4 protein-coding genes are annotated in these 4,400 nt (G+C 65.8%); all 4 read left to right on the forward strand.

The features are described 5' to 3' along the window. The first annotated feature begins 61 nt into the window (after positions 1–61). Positions 62–949 (forward strand): branched-chain amino acid ABC transporter permease, encoded by an 888-nt coding sequence (locus GBZ26_RS27460; RefSeq protein ID WP_174441527.1) that lies wholly within the window; start codon positions 62–64, stop codon positions 947–949. A gap of 15 nt (positions 950–964) precedes the next feature. Further along, the gene (locus tag GBZ26_RS27465; protein ID WP_174441528.1) at positions 965–2,038 is read left to right on the forward strand and encodes a branched-chain amino acid ABC transporter permease; all 1,074 of its coding nucleotides are present in this window, start codon (positions 965–967) and stop codon (positions 2,036–2,038) included. A 72-nt stretch (positions 2,039–2,110) separates the two neighbouring features. Next, on the forward strand, positions 2,111–3,394 hold the full coding sequence (locus GBZ26_RS27470) for an ABC transporter substrate-binding protein (protein WP_174441529.1): 1,284 nt from the start codon (positions 2,111–2,113) through the stop codon (positions 3,392–3,394). A 79-nt stretch (positions 3,395–3,473) separates the two neighbouring features. Beyond that, on the forward strand, positions 3,474–4,334 hold the full coding sequence (locus GBZ26_RS27475; RefSeq protein ID WP_246654069.1) for an ABC transporter ATP-binding protein: 861 nt from the start codon (positions 3,474–3,476) through the stop codon (positions 4,332–4,334). The last annotated feature ends 66 nt before the right edge of the window (positions 4,335–4,400 follow it).

Here is a 4,400-nt window from a genome sequence, read left to right on the forward strand (position 1 = left end):
CCCTAACCCTCTCCCCGGGGGGGAGAGGGAATAAGAATTGCGGTTTCGGGGAGACCCGCCCATGACCTTGCTCTTCCAGCTTCTCGTCAACGGACTGATCGTCGGCGCGCTGTACGGCGTCGTGGCGATGTCCTTCGTGCTGATCTACAAGGCCAGCCGCATCGTGAACTTCGCCCAGGGCGAGTTCCTGCTGATCGGCGCCTGGACCTGCTGGTGGCTGCTGACCTCCTGGCAGCTGCCCTTCTGGATCGGCTTCCCGATCACGCTGGCCTTCATGATGGTCTTCGGCATCGTGCTTCAGGTCGTCGTGCTGCGGCCGATGATCGGGGAGCCGATCATCTCCGTCATCATGGTCACCATCGGCCTGTCGATCTTCTTCCAGGCCCTGATGAAGTGGATGTTCGGCGTCTTCGCCAAGCCGTTCCCGACCATCTTCGCCAGCCCGACCGTGAACATCCTCGGGCTCGACGTGCAGACCGTCTATGTGATGAGCCTGGTCATCTCGATCCTGATCATGGCGGGCTTCGGCTGGTTCTTCAAATACTCGCGGATGGGTCTGGCGATGCGGGCGACCGCCTTCGACCAGCAGGTGGCGCAGTCGCTGGGCATCTCCGTCCGCCACATGTTCGCGATGAGCTGGGCCATCTCCGCCATGGTGTCGGCGGTGGCCGGCGTCACGGTCGGCGTCGTCAACGGCGTGTCCTCCGCGCTCTCCTTCTTCGGCATCAAGGTCTTCCCGGCGGTCATCCTCGGCGGGCTGGACAGCGTGGCCGGGGCGGTGCTGGGCGGCCTGATCGTCGGCGTGCTGGAGAATCTCGCGCACTATCTGGACAGCCAGTGGCTGAACTGGGGCAACATGTACGAGATCGCCCCCTTCTACGTCCTGATCGTCATCTTGATGATCAAGCCCTACGGCCTCTTCGGCACCAAGGACATCGAGCGCGTGTAAGGAGCGGCCGCAACCATGGCGAACATCAGTCTCATCCCCAGCGGCGACTTCAAGACCCGGTACGCCGCCGACACGACCATCTTCCCGACCAAGACCAGCCGCAACTTCGCTATCCTGGGCGTGGCCCTGCTTCTGCTCTGCCCGGCCTTCATGGACCGCTACTGGCTGAACCTGTGCATCCAGATCGGCTATCTCGGCATCGCGGCGCTCGGGCTGAACATCCTGGTCGGCTTCACCGGCCAGATCTCCATCGGGCACGCCGCCTTCTTCGGCTTCGGCGCCTTCTCGTCGGCGTGGCTGTCGAACAGCTTCGGCATCCCGGTGGCGCTCGCCATCCCGCTGGCCGGCGTGATGACCACGGCGGTCGGCATGCTGTTCGGCATCCCGGCGGCGCGGCTGAAGGGCCTGTACCTCGCCATCGCGACCCTGGCGGCGCAGTACATCCTCCAGGACTTCTTCTCGCGGGCGGACTGGTTCACGGGGGGAACCGCCGGCACGATCGCGGAGCCGTTCAGCCTGTTCGGCTACGCCTTCGACACCGACGAGAGCTTCTTCTACGTCGTGCTGGTCTATGTGGTCGTCATGTACATCCTGGCGACCAACCTGATGCGGTCCCGCGACGGGCGGGCGCTGGTGGCGGTGCGTGACCATTATCTCTCCGCGGAGATCATGGGCATCAACCTGACCAAGTACCGCACGATGTCCTTCGGCATCTCGTCCTTCTACGCCGGCATCGGCGGCGCGCTCTACGCCCACTACCTGCAGTTCGTGTCGGTGGAGGGTTTCACGATCCTCTTCTCGATCCAGTTCCTCGGCATGATCATCATCGGGGGGCTGGGCTCGATCATGGGGTCGCTGATGGGCACCGCCTTCATGGTGCTGCTGCCCGAGGTGATGCAGGCCATCACCACGGCGCTGTCGGGCACCGCCATCGACGCCGCGCTGAACCTGAGGGAGGCCATCGCCTTCCTGCGCGAAATGGCCATCGGCCTGGTGATCATCCTGTTCCTGGTCTTCGAACCGGACGGGCTGGCCCACCGCTGGAAACAGATCAAGGCCTACTGGAAGCTCTACCCGTTCTCGCACTAGGGCCGTTCTCGCACTGACACGCTTTCCGCAACACGGCTTCTGAAAAACATAACGACTGGGAGAAAACGCACCATGACCATGAAGACCGTCCTGCTGGCGTCCGCCGCCGTCGTCCTGCTCGGCACCGGGGCCGCCAACGCCCAGAAGATCCCGGTCGGCCATCTCGCCGACCAGTCCGGCGCCACCTCGGACGTGGGCGTGCCCTTCGGCCAGGGCGTCGCCGACGCGCTCGCCTACATCAACAAGAACGGCGGCGTCGGCGGCACGACGATGGACGTCGAGACGGTGGACTACGGCTATCAGGCGCCGCGCGCCATCAGCCAGTACAAGAAGTGGTCGTCGGGCAGCGGCAAGGTCGCGGCCATCCAGGGCTGGGGCACCGCCGACACCGAGGCGCTGACCGGCTTCGTCGGCAAGGACGAGATCCCCTACTACTCCGGCTCCTACTCGGGCCACCTGACCGACCCGACCGGCAAGGGCCCGCACGGCTCCAAGCCGGCCCCCTACAACTTCTTCTACGGCCCGTCCTATTCCGACGGCCTGCGCGCCATGCTGATGTGGGCGGCGGACGACTGGAAGAAGAAGGGCGGCTCGGGCAAGCCCAAATACGTCCATATGGGCGCCAACCACCCCTACCCGAACGCCCCCAAGGAAGCCGGCGAGCAGCTCGCCAAGGAACTGGGCTTCGACGTGCTGCCGGCGGTCCAGTTCGCCCTGACGCCGGGCGACTACACCGCCCAGTGCCTGACGCTGAAGGAAGCCGGCGCCAACTACGCCTATCTGGGCAACACGGCGGGCTCCAACATCTCCGTCCTGAAGGCCTGCCAGACGGTTGGCGCCCAGGTGCAGTTCATGGGCAACGTCTGGGGCATGGACGAGAACGCCGCCAAGGCCGCCGGCTCGGCCGCCAACGGCGTGATCTTCCCGGTGCGCACCGCGGCGATCTGGGGCGGCGACGCGCCGGGCATGAAGATCGTCAAGGAGATCTCCAAGGTCTCCGACGCCGCCGGCACCGCCTACCGTCCGGTGCACTACGTCTCCGGCATCTGCTCCGCCTTCTACATGAAGGAAGCGATGGACTGGGCGAAGCAGAACGGCGGCGTGACCGGCCCGAACATCCGCAAGGGCATGTACCAGAAGAAGGACTGGGTGCCGGCGGGGCTGGAGGGCGTCTGCGTGCCGTCGACCTGGACCGAGACCGATCACCGCGGCATGGACAAGGTCAACCTGTACCGGGCCAACGTGACCGGCGACACCGGCGGCTCGGTGGACGAGCTGGTGAAGGCCGGCACGATCAAGCTGGAGAAGATCGCCACCGTCGACGTCCCGCGCAAGCCGGAGTGGCTGGGCTGGTAAGCCGGACCGCCCCCGCCGTCGCCGTGAAAGGGCGACGGCGGGGGCACCCGTCCCGTCTCACTGCATCAGGTGCCGCATCATGAACGCCGCCACCGCGACCGCCGCGGTCACTCCCGCCGGCGCCCCGGCTCCGGTTCCCGGCACGGCCAAGGCGCCGCTGCTGTCCGTCAACAACATCGAGGTCGTCTACAACGACGTCATCCTGGTGCTCCGCGGCCTCAGCCTGGAGGTGCCGGAAGGGGAGATCGTCGCCCTGCTGGGCGCCAACGGCGCCGGCAAATCGACGACGCTCAAGGCCATCTCCGGGCTGCTGAAGACCGAGGACGGCGAGGTCACGCGTGGCGACATCTCCTTCGGGGGGGAGCGCATCAACGGCATCGACCCCGACCAGATCGTGCGGCGCGGCATCTTCCAGGTGATGGAGGGCCGCCGGATCATCGGCGACATGACCTGCCAGGAGAATCTGCGCCTCGGCGCCTTCACCCGCCGCGACGGTGGCGTGAAGGACGACATCGAGATGGTCTATCACTATTTCCCCCGCCTGAAGGAACGCACCGGCCTCGCCGGCTACCTCTCGGGCGGCGAGCAGCAGATGCTGGCCATCGGGCGCGCGATGATGGCCCGGCCGAAGCTGATCCTGATGGACGAGCCGTCTATGGGCCTGTCGCCGCTGATGGTGAAGGAGGTCTTCAGCATCATCCGGCAGATCAACAAGGACCTTGGCGTCACCATCCTGCTGGTCGAGCAGAACGCCCGCATGGCGCTCCAGGCCGCGACGCGCGGCTACATCATGGAGAACGGCAAGGTCGTTCTGGACGGCACCGCCGAGGAGCTGCGCAACAACGAGGACGTGAAGGAATTCTACCTCGGCGGCGGCAACGAAGAGCGCAAGAGCTTCAAGAATCTCAAGAGCTTCAAGCGCCGGAAGCGCTGGATTTGACGTGAGAGGAGTGGTCGTCACGGGCCCCCCTCCCAACCTCCCCCCGCTGCGCAGGGGGAGGAGTTG

Source organism: Azospirillum formosense, from assembly GCF_013340925.1.
Classification (GTDB): domain Bacteria; phylum Pseudomonadota; class Alphaproteobacteria; order Azospirillales; family Azospirillaceae; genus Azospirillum; species Azospirillum formosense.

Coding starts and splice junctions, on each gene's coding strand:
- GBZ26_RS27475 (WP_246654069.1), top strand. CDS start 3,474: ATGAACGCCGCCACCGCGACCGCCGCGGTCACTCCCGCCGGCGCCCCG.
- GBZ26_RS27465 (WP_174441528.1), top strand. CDS start 965: ATGGCGAACATCAGTCTCATCCCCAGCGGCGACTTCAAGACCCGGTAC.
- GBZ26_RS27460 (WP_174441527.1), top strand. CDS start 62: ATGACCTTGCTCTTCCAGCTTCTCGTCAACGGACTGATCGTCGGCGCG.
- GBZ26_RS27470 (WP_174441529.1), top strand. CDS start 2,111: ATGACCATGAAGACCGTCCTGCTGGCGTCCGCCGCCGTCGTCCTGCTC.